Below are 14408 nucleotides of genomic sequence, written 5' to 3'. Positions count from 1 at the left end.
CGTTCAGAAGAGATCTTTCTCCAGCCATCTCCAAGCTATGTACTGCATTCTGGGTAAATGGAACGGCCCTTTCCAAAGGTTACCTTTCAGTTCGCTGCTCAGGCTTCCGTCGCGGTGCAAGTATCCGAACCACTCGCCGTGTTTGTGATCGGGGAAGTGAGAGTAGGCCCAGTCGTGTGCCTGCCGGTGCCACTGCGCATATTTGTCTTCGCCGGTCAGCAGGTGAGCAAGAAGCGTTCCCAGGATGGTTTCGTTTTGCGGCCACCAGAACTTCATGTCGTGCCAGTACTCTTGCACGGGCAAACCTCGTACATCGACGAAGTACAGGATTCCACCGTGCTTCTCGTCCCAACCGCGGTTCCACATCCAGTCGAGCATTTGGCAGCCGGTTTCGATCAAGCTCGTGTCACCGCGCAAATGACCTTCCCACATGATGAACCAAGCTCCCTCGATCGCGTGTCCCGGATTGAGCGTGCGTCCGTCGAAATGATCCAGGAGCTGACCATCGACTCTTACCGTTTCCATCACACACTCAATGTCTGGCTTGAGGTGAAATTCGCGGATGGTGGCGATACTACGGTCAATCCATTGATCGGCATTCACCAAACCAATTGACTGCCGCATTTCTTGAGCGGTCGCGATGGTCATCATCGGGAAGCCCATGCCTCGCGACGGCCGAGTCGCGGTGAATTTTGAGCTCGCTTCGACGCTGTTCAAATTGTGGTCGACAAACCGGTTGAAAGCCTGAATCGCTTGCTCGCGGTAGTGAGCTTCTCCGGTGGCCAAGGCGAGTTCGCCATATGCGATTGCCGCGAAGCATTCCGAGTACGCGTAACGTCGTTTTCGAATCGGTTGGCCGTCTTGGGTGACATGGAACCACATGCGGCCATCGGCCAAGTCATAACAATGCTGGTCCAAGAACGATGCACCGCGGATAGCCAGTTGCAGCCATTCGTCCCGAGGCTCCACGTTGTTGTACAGTTCAGCGAACAACCATGTTGCTCGAGCTTGTTGCCAAACTCCTTTGTCCGTGTCGATGATGGTTCCATCGCGATTCAGCGAGGTGAAGAACCCACCGTCTTTGTAATCGATGCCGTGATTGCACCAGAATGGAATGGTGTCACGCAGCAACCCATCTCGGTACACATCGATCAATGCTTGACGTCGCTCAAGATCCACTGGTCAGCTCTCCACCGGAGCGACCGTTGCGGCGGACGCGGACGTGCCGAGAGTGTGAATGGTCAATCCTGCCAAAGAATCTGTTGGCGGTGATGTCAGCAGGCTGGCAAAATAACCTGATGCAAAACAACTCGTGATGCCACAGGTTGTGTAGAGATATACGTTGACGTCGGTGAATCGCCAGAGTGTGAACATTGTTGCTGCGCCGATGGTTGCCCCCACCATCGCTCCGATCGAATTCGCTCGCGTGGTCAATCCACCGAGCACGAAGAGTCCGCCCAAAACGCCCATGAACAGACCGATCACAACGATGAAGGTATCGAACAGGGATTTGATACTCGGGTCGACGAATACCAAACCAAGCAGTGTGCCCAAAACACCAAGTAAGAATGTCAGTGTGCGAGCGGCGATCAAGTAGCCGCGTTCGCTGCGACACAATCTCAGCGGTCGAAAGAAGTCCGTTACCAACGCCGTCGCGGTGGAGTTCATGCTGGTCGATACAGTGGACTGAGCCGCCGCGAAAACTCCGGCGACGATGAGGCCCGCCAATCCGATTGGCATCTCGCGAGCGATGAACAACGGGAAGACTTGATCGGTCGTGATCGCTGGTGATAGCCGCTCGGGATGCGAGTGATAGAAACCATGAAGCGCTGTGCCGATTCCGAAGAAGAGGATCGTCGCGGGAATCGTGAGCACCGCATTGGTCCAAATTGATCGAGCGGCAAGCGACTGCGACGCCGTCGTCATGTAACGCTGGACGACGGCTTGATCGGCGGTGTAGGACGAAAGGTTTTGCCCGATCGCTCCTACCACGATGACCCACAATGCGATTTGCGCGTGCGTGGGGCTGAAGTGCAAATTCGCCAGTCGCATTTTGTCTGCGTCCACGGCATGTTCCCAACTGCCGCCAAAGCCGCCATCGGTCCCCATCAGCATCAAGACGATGGCCAGGAACGCGCCCCCGAGCAACACGACGGTTTGAATGGTATCGGTCCAGATGACGGCCTCGATTCCGCCAAGCGTGCAGTAGGCAATACTGAGTCCGCCCATCAGCAAGACGGCTTGTTGTGGCGTGAGCGGCGTTGCGACCGACAATGCGAGTCCGGTCAATGACATCACCACCGCCATCCGGAAAACGTGGAACAACGAGAAGCTGAGGCTGCCAAACCAACGAACCATTCGGTTGAATCGTTTCTCGAGGTACTCGTAGGCACTGGTCGCATCAATCCGGCGAAAAAATGGCATTGCTACATAAACAGCAATGAACGCGACCAATGGAATCGTGAAATTGCCGATCGAGTACGTCCAGTCCTGGGCGTAGGATTTGGATGGGATTCCGGTGAAGGTCACCGAACTGAGCATCGTTGCGAAGATGCTGCACCCGGCCGCCCACCATGGAATCTGGCTTCCGCCGCGAAAGTAGTCGTCGGTCGTTCGGTTCCGGCGAGCGAAGTAAACGCCAACGCCCAACATGGAAGTTAGGTAGGCAAACAAAACGAAGTAGTTCAGCGTGCCAAAGCTGCGTTCCGATTCAGCGAGTTCGATTTGATAAACGGCCGGCGAGCGAACACGTGGTCGTACCTCACCCGATGCGACGATGACCGAATCGCCCCAGTGCACGGCTGTGGTCGTCACGTGGTTAGCAGGACTGGTGCCGGCTTCGGTCCAGGTGTCGGTGATCGTGTGATAGGCGAAAGTCTTCTTTGGGAAACCGGGATGGTCGTCTTTGAGCTGGTCGGCCTGGCCGAACAGGCTGCCGTCGTCGCCACCGAGCACCACAATGTGACTTTGTCCGATGTGAGTTGCCGTTCCTGCCATCACCGATTGCGGGACGTCGGCTTTCTGCTGCCAGGCGTTCGTGCTTGGGCGATACGCCCAATTGTCCGTCAAAAATTCAACGCTTGATTGCGATTGCCGGCGACCGCTGATGGAGTAGAGGCATGTTTCGTAACCATCATGCTGTGCCGCGGTCACATGCAAGGCACGCGGGGGGCCAGGGCAATCGGCCAGTCTGGCCCAGACAAGCGAAGCTGGATCATCTGATTGGCTCAAGTCTAACGCCCACAAATGGGATGTCGCGGTGGAGAGATCACTGCCGCTCTGTCCGCCGACGACGTAGACGGTTTTCCCAATGAGTTGAGCGGATGCATGGACGCAGGGTTCCGGCAAAGCGGGAAAGTCAATTCGCTCGATGAGCCGCGAAGATGGATCCCATCGCAGCAGATAGACGTCGCGGAAAGTGGCGTCGGAATCATTGCCTCCCAGACATAGCACACCGTGGTGAGCGGACTCGGATGAAGGAATTGAGACGGACGCCCCGTAGGCGGTCGGACTCGGCAACTTTCCCGCTTCGATCCATTGAGGGCCATCGTCCGTGCTGCTCTCTGAGGAACGAGGTAGAACATAGATCGAATCGTGCCAGACTTTGTCGTTGTCCCAAACCGGGGTCGGAAAGTTGGCACCGCCAGCCACAATCAACGCGTCTTCGTGCACTCCAACAAACGGCCCCGCCACACCGAGGGAATTGGGGATCGGAGGGAGTTCGCTCCATTTTAACCACTCGTCCCTTTCCGTTTGAGCGTGTGAGATCGCTGGCGAAATTGCCAGCATCCAAGTCGCGATGGAAATGGCCAGCAAATTCAGCGTGATGGACCGTGGATGCTGGAGTCGGACGCGAGGACGCAGCGGGCGATGTCCGATCATGCGTCACTTGGCTTGCTAGAGTCTTCACTCCATTGGAAGAATCCGATCTCTGCGAGCGATTCTCGCAACGATGCAACCTGCGATTGCGAAAGTGATTCCAATGGCAATCGGCACGGCCCAACGTCGAGGCCTTGCATCGCCAAGATCGCCTTCATCGCAGGATGAAACGGGTAGCGGCCGATGGTGCAGATCATCTCGATGGATTTGGATTGCCACTTGCGAGCGGATTCCAATTGCCCGCTGGCCAATGCCAATGTCATCTGCCGATAGATCTTTGCGGCCAAGTTGTATGTGCTGCCGATCGCGGCGCGGGCTCCGGTGGCGGTCGCGCCCAACAACATCTCGTCACAGCCCCAAACGACATCAAACTTTCGGTTGGATAGTTCCAGGCAACGTTGAAACTCGAACAATTTCGTGTCGGTGTACTTCAGTCCGACGAGCGTTGGGATGGCTTCATCCGCTTGAGTGAGGAAGTCCACCATGTCGATGCTGGATCCGGTCAGCATCGGAATATGGTAGTAGTAAAAAGGAGTTTCCGGCGCCGCCGACGCCAACTCTTGCATGCAGAGAGTGAGTGACTGCACGTTGGCAACTTTGAAATACGATGGGCAAGTCGCGGAGATCGCATCGGCGCCGATTTGCTGGGCATGTTTGGCCAGTTCTTGTGCCTCACGCAAACTGTTGTGCCCGACCTGAACGATCACCGGAACTCGACCGGCGGTCGCATCAACAAAGGCCGAGGCCACCAGTTGGCGTTCTGGCGTGGTGAGAGACATTCCTTCGCCGGTGCTGCCGCAGACGTACAGTCCGGAGACACCGTCGTTTAGCAGTTTCTCGACCATGGCGGGGACAATATCTAGATTGAGATCGCCGCACGCTTTCATTGGGGTGTAGGTCGCGGCGATCAATCCCGATAGTTTTCGGCCGGACATCCGCTGCATCATCAGAGATTCATCGACCATCAGTTCTCCTCCTTGTCAGTGGCATCCGAACCGTTTTGCGATCCCGAGCGTTCCAGTTCGCTCAACGAGATCGCGGTGAAGCTGATCGTCTTGTAGTTGTCTCGTTCGAAGAGGACACCGATGCGACCGTCCTGCATTCGCGTCAAACAAGAGTAGGCGAAATCGCCGGCGTAGATGTTCGTTTGATCAGGCCAAGTTTGACCCTCGTCGTAGCTGACACGAAGAACGCCGTTTTCGCGTTTGGCTTGAGACGCCGGGTTGGCGAACAAGATTCGACTTTTGCCTTCCGACGGCCACGAGTAGCGAAGGATCGATGCTTGGCAGGTGGGCTCAATCAACGTCTGATCGATCTGAAGTTTTGACCACGTTTGCCCGCCGTCGTCGCTAACGGCGACCTTGCGATGTTTCGTTGAGCCCTTGCCTTGCGTTCGGGCGTTTAGCATCACACGACCGTCCGCAAGTTCGACCATTTGGACTTCGTTGGCGTGGCCCTTGCCGTCGCCCGGAGCCACGTCGCCGATGTTCCAAGTTTGGCCGTCATCGTCGCTATACGCTGCGTAAACTCGCCAATTGTTGTACGGACCTTGGTTGAACGGCATGATGATTCGGCCCTTGTGGGAACCATTCCGCAGGATGATTCCGATGCCTGGACCCGCAGCGACGCTCGTCACATTCTTTTCGCGTTTGACTTGCTTTGAAACGTCATGCGGTGCGGACCAAGTTTGCCCATCGTCGTCGCTCGTCTGGACAAACGTAAAGTACGAATCAGGTCCGTAGCCGTCCGACGCATTGTGTTCGCCGAGCTTGCTGCGTTGATACATCAACAAGACACGGCCGGAATCAAGCACAACGGCTTGAGGGTTGTTCAAGGACAGTTTGCCTTGATCGTTCATCAGAACAACGTCGCTCCAGGTGGATCCGTTGTCGGTTGAACGCTTCATGATCATATCGTTGTCGGAATGATCTCCGCCTTGCCGACCTTCGGCAAAAGCGAGCAAGGGTCCGTCGTTGGTGGTGACCAGCGAAGGAATGCGAATCGCGGGATATCCGTCTTGTTTGGGAACAAAGACATCGACGATCTCGCGATGTCCGGTGGCGTGATCGCCAGCTCGGGCGTCGATCGGCAACATCGCGACAAGAAAGCAGATTGCCGCGAAAAGGAACAGGATTGCCGAGACGAATTGACGGCTGACTCTGCGATGAGGCGGATCGGATAGCAGGCGGGACACAACGAACTCCGTGGAGGAGAATGGGTGGGCGTGAGCGGGTGGGACGGCGAGTGAGCCGTGATTGCGGATTGGCTTTATAGCACGGCGCCGACACGTGGGGTGGCTTCGGCGGGTCGCCCGCTGTCATTGCGATTTGCAAATCACTGGTCCTCATCGACAGGTCTGCGTGACATCGGCAAATGATCGGGTCATACTGTTGCGATGAATTCAAGCAAACTTTCAAGCCGTCGAATCACGGCCCTTCCCTTTTTCGCGATCGGTACGCTTTGCGCTGTGTTGGTCGGGCCGGCGATGATCGTTTGGAGCAACCAGCCAAACGAGTTGGCCAGCGTTGATACAAAGGCAACTCAGCACGCGGAGAAGGTCTTTCCGCTTGTCACACCTGAGACGAAGCTGCATCGTCGACCGGTCGCGGTCGTCGCGATGGAATCCGGCCGTGCCGTCGTCGCGAATCGCCGGAGCGGGACGCTCAGCTTCGTTGACACGGAGTCCTTGCAAGTGAAATCCGAGTATCAACTCGGCGGGCATCCGACCGATGTGGTTCGATCCGGCCAAAGTTTGCTCGTGACCGAACAAGAGGGGCGACTCACTGCGGTTGAGGTCAAGGACGGCGAACCTCGCTTGCAGTGGCAATTCGCAATGCCCAATGAACCGGCGACGGTTCGAGTAACGAGTGACGGCGAGTGGTGCTCGGTTTGCTCGACTTGGGCGAGACGGGTCACCTTTGTGAGTTTGCCGAAAGCGATTGGGCAATCACCAGAGGTCTTGGCTAACGTTGAGCTGCCTTTTTCCCCACGTGAACAATTGTTGCTCCCGGAGCAATCTCGGTTGTTGGTTGCCGATGCCTTTGGGCCTCGAGTCGCCGTCATTCGTTTGGATGACTTTCAGGTCGAGTCCATCCGTGAGATACCCGGAAACAACATTCGCGGGCTGACGCTTGGGCTAGGTGGCGAGAACGTCTATGTGACTCACGAGTTGATCAACGAGATCGCACCGCCGCGAAGCAGTGAGATCATTTGGGGATCGATGGTTTCGGATGCGACGCGCGAAATATCCATTCAATCGATCGTTGATCCCTCAGCGAGTTTGATGAGCGGCAGTCGTTTCATTGCTGTTGGTAACAACACGCGAGGTGCCGGTGACCCCAATGCGGCTTTGATGCGACACGATGGTCGATTGCTCGTGACGATTGGCGGACTTGGGCAGCTCGGTGTGGTTGAACCCGATGGCATCGGTGTCACCCGTATCCCGACGGGCAAACGTCCGGTAGCGATCGCGGAGATCTCGGCGGATCGATTCTTGGTTGCCAATGAAATGTCCGACACCCTGACCCGGATCGATTTTCATTCCGACGCGAGCGTTGTCAGGAAGCAGCCGAAAGTGAGCGGTGAATCATCGCAGGACGAGACACCGTATTCGGAGCCTGAGTCATACGACGAGCAGGAATACAGTTCGAGCGAGTATGAAGAGAAGAGTTACCGAACCGAAGATTATGACACCAGCGACTACGAGTTGGATGGCGACGACGGCGAGTCTGAGGATGCGGGGTATGAGAGCGAATCCTATCGAGCTTCCGATGATCCGGAGGCCGAACCGGTGCTGCCCGTGCGAAAGATCGCAAGCTACCAAATCGGTCCGGACGCGTCTGATGGAGTCGATGCGTTGTTTGCGACTGCGACGACTATGAACCTCGGCGTTGCACCGGAGCTGGAGCCGGCTGATCGTGGCGAGGCTCTGTTCTTCGACGCCAGTCTTTCGCGAGGTGGTTGGTACAGCTGTCACAGTTGTCATACCGATGGGCACACAAGCGGATCGTTGGCCGACACGCTCAGCGACGGAGGCGAGGGGGCGCCGAAGCGAGTCTTGTCGCTTCGAGGCGTCGGGCAAACCGGACCATGGGCTTGGATTGGCGACAAGTCGGAGATTGACGAACAAGTCAAACAAACGCTTCGGCTGACCATGCAAGGAAGAAGGTTGAACGATCGCGACGTTTCTGATTTGGTCGCATTCCTAAAATCGATTCCGCCACCGCCTGCCGCTGCTACATCTGGATCGGAGGCGGATCGACTGCTCATTGAGAAGGGGCGGCACTTGTTCGAAACATTGGATTGTGTCGCTTGCCACTCAGGACACGTGTTCACATCCGAAGCCACCTATGACGTCGGGCTGGATGACGAACGAGGGACGAAGGAGTTCAATCCACCATCTCTGCGCGGCGTAGGTCATCTCAATGGACTGTTCCATGACCTGCGTGCGTTATCCTTGGAACAAGTCGTCGGCGAATTCCGACACCAATTGCCGAGAGACCTTTCCGATGAGGAGCAGTTGCAACTCATTCGCTATCTGAGAAGTCTGTAGAGACAATCGATCTTTCTTTGTACGGAGTGGCGAATACTTCGCCTTCCGGTTGCGGTTTTCAGTAGAAACTGCATTTGGATATCGCATCCAAACTGATTTCGCGTAAAACGTGTCAGCATGAATTTGGCAGGCGTTGCACCGAAACGGAAAATGCTTTGATCGCACGATCTAGCCGGCTTGAGTCCGCGCGTAGTTTGTTGACCTGTACGCCGGTCCACAGGCGTCGCGCCAGGAGGAACTGTGTTTCCTGGGAACAAAACCGAGAAACAGCTCTTCACCGACTCGAATGCCGATCAGCGGCGCTGTAAACTGAGCACACGAGTTGCTGCGGTCCGCAGTTCTCCAGTCTGTGGTACGCATTGTTTGGTTGGCTCGGATCTCGTCCGCGATCAACATCGAAGCATCGGTTTGGCTGGGGCGTTCGCGGTATAGCGGTCGGCAAAGGAAAGAATTTGTCGGGTGACCGAATGTGATTTCGTTCCTACGTCGGACATTGCAGCGATTCTGATCGAAGCGGCGAAACCCGCCACCAAATTGACGGAATGATTGCTACATGATTGATGTGTCTGTGTCGTGAGTCTGAGGCTCGGCATTTGCAGTACGGATCAAACCTGGATGGTTTTGGCGAAGAATCTGAACGGATGTGATGACACGGACACAATTTTTTAACGGGATCCTCGGTTGGACGATCAATCCGGGTGAACGAAGTTAGGCAAATGAATTGATGACACCGAACTCGAAAGACTCCAACCGCGCAAAGTCCGATCAAAGAATCGATGTTGCTCATCAATCCATTGCAAACCTCGGAAGTGCTCTCGATGAATTTGAAATAGGTTTCTTGCGTCTTGAGACCGCGACCATGGTCGTCCAAGACGTCAACAGAACCCTCGCCAAGATGATAGGTCGAGAGGAAAGTGACCTGATTGAACAACCGCTTTCTCAATGGGTTGATGCAGAACAACGGTCCCGATTCATTGGATTCGTAGAAAGTCTTCGCGAAAGTTCGACCAGGTGCGTTGTGGATGAATTTCCCATGACTCACGGCAACAACGCAACGATCTGGTTGCGGTACACATTTGTCGCCAATCAAGTTAGCGATCGACAAACCGATATCGTCAACGCCACGGCGATCGATGTAACTCACGCGAAAGACACTGAAGAAGAGTTGCGATTGGCAAATGACCGATTCGATTCGGCTCAAGCAAATTCTCGAGTTGGCAGTTGGGAGTGGGTGGAGGGTGAACGAGTCGCGTGGTGGTCAAAGCAGCTGTATGATCTGCACGGCATGGATCCATCGCTAGGACCACCCACTTTTGAAGGGTTCATTGAGCTGGTTAATCCGGATGATCGCGAAAAGATAATCGAGGTCAATCGTCCGCCGTTCATTGAAGGCGATGTGCGCCGGTTTGAGTTTTCGAGCAATCCTGCCTTCGGCCCCATACGGCATTATGCTGCCACCGTTTGGTTGACCAACGTCAACGGAAAGATGGTTCGACGAGGGACGACTCAGGACATCACCCAGCCTGTTGCCTTGCGTTCGGCTCTTCAGAAGAGCGAAGAACAGTACCGCGAAATGGTGTTGACCAACGCGGAAGGCAATGCGGTCCTTAACCTCGACGGAAGACTCCTTCAGGTCGACCGGAAGTTCGCCTCGATGCTCGGTCAAGAAGTGGATAGCATCGCAGGCTTGAATCTCTGCCAACTGGCGGAGGCTGAAAGTGCGAAGCTGATCGAAGACCGGATGCTTCATCGAAACAAGTCAGAAGCCCACGAGGTCAGGCTTGCTCACAAAGACGGACATCTGGTGTGGTTGTTGCTGACTTGTGAGCCGCTAATCAACGACTCGGATCAATTCATTGGGATCCAAGCTCACGCCGTCGACATCACGCATCGCAAGCATGTGGAGACGTTGACCAAATTGGCGTCCGAAGCCAAAGAGAAGTTGAAACGTCTGACCATTCGCGAACGTCAGGTCCTTGAGCAGATCGTTGAGGGACGGATGAACAAGGTCATCGCGAACCGGTTGGAGATCAGCGAGAAGACGGTCGAGCGACACCGTTCCAACCTGATGAAGAAGCTTGACGCTCAGAGTGTTGCGGAGCTCGTCAAACTGTCCATGACCGCAGAGATCATGACCGCGTCTTGAATCAGCGTTCTGATTGCACCGTGTTGTCGGTGACGCAGCAACACTCAGGTTCGGTGTCTGACAGTAAGAGTCGACATCTTGTCGGCGGTCTGCCGCAAGAAACACTGAGATGGACCGGAGAGTTCGGTCCAGAAAGCAGGCAAGCTCGGCCAGCATCCAAGGTGACTCTCCTTTGCCCCAAGGCGAGTCGAGTGGATGCTGACCGAGCTTTGCTCTTTGCCCCATAACAGTATCGATCAAGAAACACTATTGAGTAGTAGAGATTTCACAAATTGAGGGGCATCCCCAGGCGGGTGTTCATGTTGAGCGTGCGTGGTAGCGTAGTGTAAGACTTGTCGTGTCAAAGAATGTTCAAAGTGGACGTATGAGTATTTAGTTGTCATGCGTGAGCCACCCATTTGGGAGAAACCTATATTTGAACTGACTGCTGACATTGCTGCCGATTCAGCGAATAGGAAGAGTTGCCAGCCAACGATTTCGGAGCTGCGCGAATACGGAGATGCCGCTTGTTGTTCGGGCCCTCTGGTGGGAACCAAGTCGCCATTAGCGATCGGCGCTATAGCGCAAACCTCGCCTGCCAAGGATGAATTGTCATGTAGCAACTACGCGACAAGAGAGATGGCGTCGCGACGTGACATCGTCGATCGCAACGGCTGCAAGATGCAAAGGCTATAGAGTTGCGCTGCGAAGTCAGCGGGGAACCGCATCGCGAGGGGCAGATCGCGAAGTCGGTTGAAAGTCGAGTTGCGTGATGCCGCTGTTTGCGAACTACTGCTTCATCACGATACCGAAGCTGAGGAAGTCAGCCGACAATCGGTTTGTGATTGATGATCCGGGTACAGCACCCACGCCGGGCAGAATGACAGCCCCCGTGCGAGTGTTTTCAAAGTAGTGCGACCATGCGAGGTTGACGGCAACCTTCTCGTTCAGATTGTACGAACCGCCCATGCTTAGCACGTGTTCGTAGATCAAAGGCGATGCCATGTTGAAGAACGATTCGCTCTCGCGAATCGGATTTTGGTTGTAGCTGTATCCACCTCGCAGAACCAATCGTTCGCCGATCGAACGTTGTGCTCCCACTGCGATCGCGAAGACGCTGCTCCAGTCCAACCCGCCCAGTTTTCCGGTTCCGTCGTAAGTAGCGTCGTCGCCAAAACCGTCCGCGTTGGCGTAGTCGAAGTAGCGGATGTCCGCTGCGAAAAGCCACTGGTCGAAGCCGGTGTAGCCAGTTCCCAGTGATACTACCGAAGGCAGATCGAGATCGCAGGTCAGAGTTCTCGGCAACCCGTTTTCGTCGGCGCCAGTGAACTCAAAAGTCTCCATCCACGCCTTGCTTTTGTAGCATGCACCCAATTGCCAATCCGGCGTCATCAGGAAGTACGAACCCAGCTGAAAACCGCCGCCCCAGTGGTAGCGAGTTGCACGGCCGGACGAATAGGTGTTGTCGCCATTCACAGAATCGAAAACGAATGGTTCGATGCCGACCTGGCCGGTCGTGACCGTTGGTCCAGCAGCAATCGACATTCGTTCAGTGACCGCCATCGATAGGACCGGAGCGATTTGCAAAAAGGACGCTTCGGAAGTGATTTGTCCGAGTCCGGTTGTTTGTGGGGCAAGAACCGGGTTGGTCGTGCTGGATGGAAGACTGGTTTTAAAACCCGCCACTGAATTGACACCCAAACCAAACGTGAAACGCGGGTCCTGCAAGCGATGGGTCCAGGCGAAGTTTGGAACGGGGAACGTCCCCGGCTCTGCATCGGTTGAACCAGTCGTGCCGCCGACAGTGGAGGTCACGTTGTGATCAGCAAACAACAGGTCAACGCCGACTTCTAATTCGGTGTTCTCCATGCCGCTGATCGAGGCTGGATTCCAGTACATCGCGCTGAGTGCACTGATGGGAGCTGCTGTGGAAGCACCGCCCATGCTGCGGTTGATTGGCCCCGCGGACGATATGTAAACGCCCTGCGAATAGGCGAGATTCGCCAACGAGGTGGCCAGCAGCATTGCTGCGAGCGAAAGAAGTCTCTTGTTCATTCGAATTGCCCCAACGATTGATCATTGCATCTGTCGACTGACCGAACACCTCGGTACCTTCGATCAAATCGACTCAATCGCTGCGACCGGCCTGAAATTCCGTTCAAACCGCTACAGTTTCACAGCACGCTCAGAAAACAGCCCCTCTGTGTGACGGGGCTGTTTTGTCAGCAATACAACCGGTGAGATTCTGTCTCTACCATTCCGTAAACGACGGATCTCAAGAAGGTCGTCTCCGGTGTGGTGTGAAACGTCTGTTTCGGGGCGGTCTACTTCGATCCGACAGCAAATTGATAGGTCGCCAGAACGGGATCATCTGACCCGAGAAATTCGCCGACGGTGGTGGATCTGGTTTGCGGTAGATCGCAGGTCAGGAAGAAGTCGGTAGGCGAATTGCTGCCGAAGATGAAGCGTTCGCCCAGTTCTTCCATCCCATCAGTGAACTTTTTGATGTCTGGCGAAGGCACGGTTCCTTCCACGACGTTTTCGCGAACGAGATCGCACCACACCAAGCTATTGGGATGTTGCAACAAGGAGGCGATGTCGCTGAGGATTTGTTGGTTCTCCTCGCGAGTGAAATACATCGAACAACCTTCGAAGACGACTGCGGTTGGACGCTTGGGGTCGAAGTCAGGGTTCTGCAACAGGAGTTGCGAAATCTTGTCGACTTTGAAATCAGCCGACATCGAATGCCGCCTCACACTTGCATCGGGTTTCATCTCCGCGATGACTCGGTCACGTTCCTCGAGCATCTCCGGAAGATCCAATTCGAAGAACGTGGGGCGTCCCAACTCTTCATTCATGCGGAACGGCCGCATGTCCAAGCCAACGCCAAGGATGACCACCTGTTCGATGTTCTCAACGCTTCGAAGCGTTTCATCGATATGACGGGTGCGTGCGAGGACCATGTCCTTCAATTGCGGCAGCACTCCGTTGAGCCGGTTGGCGAGCAGTTCGCCGTGAGGACCGGCGGCCTGCCGTTCGTGACTTTGATCCACCCGAATGTTCTTGCTCTCCGATGACGCGCGAAGGCCAGCGATCATTCGAGCGGAGGCTTTTAGCTTTTGTTTGAAGATCGGCGAGATGCGTGGGTTGGACTTGGTCGGTTTTAATTGAATGGACGGTTGTGCGAAATATCGCATTTCTGCTTCCGCGACCAGTTCCCCATTCGAGGTGAAAACAACCGGCAGAGTGACGAGAACGCGTTTTCCGTTGAAGTAACGCTGCTGGACCGTACGAGCGATGTTCGCCGAGATATCACATGTTGCCGTCAGGTGACCGGTGCTTGGATTGCGATACTTCACATCCATGGCGGCCAACCATAAAGAAGCCGAATCCTCGTCGTTGCAACGATGGATGCCGGCCAACGGAACTCCACGCAACAGTGTCGTCAGTGCGAGACCACCGGTGTAGTCCGCGGACAAAGAGATCAAAGCCGCTTGATGGGTGCCATGTTGATTGGTGGATGCCTTCGTCAACGGCAACACTGATTCGCAGCCGCCCTCAGTCACGGATGTGACCTTCCACTGCACGGCTTTCAGAACTGGGATGGCGTTGTGCAAGAGCTCCGTCATCAGCTCTGGATTCACTCGTTGCTCATAGTCTTCTTCCCAGCTAACCGCTGGCTTTCCATCCACTGATGTAAGCATGTTCTCTCCAAAGGAGCCTACTGGAATAGCAAGAACGCGTGTTCACCCAAGAACACTGGATCCAATCACTTTGAAAGAACCGGGAACTTTACCAAACGTTCTTTTTGGTTGGCTCGCCTCCAAATCGCCTCGCGACAAGATGGTTATA

At 55.2% G+C, this 14408-nt stretch carries 8 protein-coding genes; 2 read left to right on the top strand and 6 right to left on the bottom strand.

The window, feature by feature from the left end; translation table 11 throughout:
• Nucleotides 1-3 precede the first annotated feature (3 nt).
• From B2R17_RS11245 to B2R17_RS11230, 4 genes are read right to left on the bottom strand one after another with little or no spacing between them, the layout of a single operon-like run.
• Entirely contained in the window at nucleotides 4-1179 is a 1176-nt protein-coding gene (locus B2R17_RS11245) for an AGE family epimerase/isomerase (RefSeq protein ID WP_286764058.1), read from the bottom strand.
• 3 nt (nucleotides 1180-1182) lie between these two features.
• On the bottom strand, nucleotides 1183-3882 hold the full coding sequence (locus tag B2R17_RS11240; protein ID WP_286764057.1) for a sodium:solute symporter family transporter: 2700 nt from the start codon (nucleotides 3880-3882) through the stop codon (nucleotides 1183-1185).
• On the bottom strand, nucleotides 3879-4844 hold the full coding sequence (locus B2R17_RS11235) for an N-acetylneuraminate lyase (protein WP_286764056.1): 966 nt from the start codon (nucleotides 4842-4844) through the stop codon (nucleotides 3879-3881). Before B2R17_RS11235 ends, B2R17_RS11240 begins: the two co-directional genes overlap by 4 nt.
• A complete protein-coding gene (locus B2R17_RS11230) occupies nucleotides 4844-6073 on the bottom strand; it encodes a sialidase family protein (protein ID WP_286764055.1) in 1230 nt (409 codons plus the stop codon). The genes B2R17_RS11235 and B2R17_RS11230 overlap by 1 nt, the downstream gene beginning before the upstream one ends.
• 201 nt (nucleotides 6074-6274) lie before the next feature.
• Here B2R17_RS11230 and B2R17_RS11225 point away from each other — a divergent pair, with 201 nt between their 5' ends.
• Nucleotides 6275-8431 (top strand): cytochrome c peroxidase, encoded by a 2157-nt coding sequence (locus tag B2R17_RS11225; protein WP_286764054.1) that lies wholly within the window; start codon nucleotides 6275-6277, stop codon nucleotides 8429-8431.
• Between the two features lie 724 nt (nucleotides 8432-9155).
• A complete protein-coding gene (locus B2R17_RS11220; RefSeq protein ID WP_339887925.1) occupies nucleotides 9156-10577 on the top strand; it encodes a PAS domain S-box protein in 1422 nt (473 codons plus the stop codon).
• A 768-nt stretch (nucleotides 10578-11345) separates the two neighbouring features.
• Here B2R17_RS11220 and B2R17_RS11215 read toward each other — a convergent pair.
• Together B2R17_RS11215 and B2R17_RS11210 are read right to left on the bottom strand one after the other, a co-directional pair.
• On the bottom strand, nucleotides 11346-12611 hold the full coding sequence (locus B2R17_RS11215) for an OmpP1/FadL family transporter (RefSeq protein WP_286764053.1): 1266 nt from the start codon (nucleotides 12609-12611) through the stop codon (nucleotides 11346-11348).
• Nucleotides 12612-12880: 269 nt separating this feature from the next.
• Nucleotides 12881-14248, bottom strand: a complete 1368-nt coding sequence (locus B2R17_RS11210) for an SAM-dependent methyltransferase (protein ID WP_339887937.1) — start codon at nucleotides 14246-14248, stop codon at nucleotides 12881-12883.
• Between the last annotated feature and the right edge of the window lie 160 nt (nucleotides 14249-14408).

This window comes from Rhodopirellula sp. UBA1907, from assembly GCF_002337565.1.
GTDB lineage: Bacteria > Planctomycetota > Planctomycetia > Pirellulales > Pirellulaceae > Rhodopirellula > Rhodopirellula europaea.
The sequence above is the reverse complement of the archived record's forward strand: the minus strand, read 5'-3'. Positions and strand labels throughout refer to the sequence as shown.

Bases quoted from the DNA above. Each gene is read 5' to 3' on its own strand.
- B2R17_RS11240 (WP_286764057.1), bottom strand. From the start codon at position 3,882: ATGATCGGACATCGCCCGCTGCGTCCTCGCGTCCGACTCCAGCATCCA.
- B2R17_RS11235 (WP_286764056.1), bottom strand. From the start codon at position 4,844: ATGGTCGATGAATCTCTGATGATGCAGCGGATGTCCGGCCGAAAACTA.
- B2R17_RS11225 (WP_286764054.1), top strand. From the start codon at position 6,275: ATGAATTCAAGCAAACTTTCAAGCCGTCGAATCACGGCCCTTCCCTTT.
- B2R17_RS11220 (WP_339887925.1), top strand. From the start codon at position 9,156: ATGACACCGAACTCGAAAGACTCCAACCGCGCAAAGTCCGATCAAAGA.
- B2R17_RS11215 (WP_286764053.1), bottom strand. From the start codon at position 12,611: ATGAACAAGAGACTTCTTTCGCTCGCAGCAATGCTGCTGGCCACCTCG.